Consider the following 1,054-nt stretch of genomic DNA (forward strand, 5'->3'; position numbering starts at 1 on the left):
GGCTTTGTTGAATAAATCGAACTTTTGCTGAGTTGAAGGATCAGATCACGCATCCTCCCGACAACACAGACCATTCCGTGGCAAAGCAAAAGTTCAGAATCACCAACTGGTCCACCTACAACAAAGCTCTCATCAACCGTGGCTCCCTCACTTTCTGGCTGGATGATGGGGCGATTCAGGCCTGGTATGAGTCGGCAACGCCTTCATCACGGGGAAGGCCCCAGCGCTATTCTGATCTCGCCATCACCACCGTTCTGGTGATTAAACGCGTATTCCGGCTGACCCTGCGGGCTGCGCAGGGTTTTATTGATTCCATTTTTGCCCTGATGAACGTTCCGTTGCGCTGCCCGGATTACACCAGTGTCAGTAAGCGGGCAAAGTCGGTTAATGTCAGTTTCAAAACGTCCACTCGGGGTGAAATCGCACACCTGGTGATTGATTCCACCGGGCTGAAGGTCTTTGGTGAAGGCGAATGGAAAGTCAGAAAGCACGGCAAAGAGCGCCGTCGTATCTGGCGAAAGTTGCATCTTGCTGTTGACAGCAACACACATGAAGTTGTCTGTGCAGACCTGTCGCTGAATAACGTCACGGACTCAGAAGCCTTCCCGGGCCTTATCCGGCAGACTCACAGAAAAATCAGGGCAGCCGCGGCAGACGGGGCTTACGATACCCGGCTCTGTCACGATGAACTGCGCCGCAAAAAAATCAGCGCGCTTATTCCTCCCCGAAAAGGAGCAGGTTACTGGCCCGGTGAGTACGCAGACCGCAACCGTGCCGTTGCTAATCAGCGGCTGAGCGGAAGCAATGCACGGTGGAAATGGACAACGGAATATAACCGTCGCTCGATAGCGGAAACGGCAATGTACAGAATGAAGCAGTTGTTGGGAGATTCACTGACGCTGCGTGACTACGATGGTCAGGTAGCGGAAGCTATGGCCATGGTGCGTGCGTTGAACAGGATGACAAAGGCCGGGATGCCAGAAAGCGTGCGTATTGCCTGAAAATCCAGCCAGCTACAGGGTCGTTCGCACGAAATCTTATTTATTCAACAAAG

General features: G+C 53.0%; 1 protein-coding gene. It reads left to right on the plus strand.

Annotated elements, in window-relative coordinates; translation table 11 throughout:
• Positions 1 to 32 precede the first annotated feature (32 nt).
• Positions 33 to 1,001, plus strand: a complete 969-nt coding sequence (locus GKAS_RS23325) for an IS5 family transposase (RefSeq protein ID WP_072193960.1) — start codon at positions 33 to 35, stop codon at positions 999 to 1,001.
• Positions 1,002 to 1,054 lie beyond the last annotated feature (53 nt).

The sequence above is a fragment of the Kluyvera ascorbata ATCC 33433 genome (assembly GCF_000735365.1).
In the GTDB taxonomy this organism is placed as follows: domain Bacteria; phylum Pseudomonadota; class Gammaproteobacteria; order Enterobacterales; family Enterobacteriaceae; genus Kluyvera; species Kluyvera ascorbata.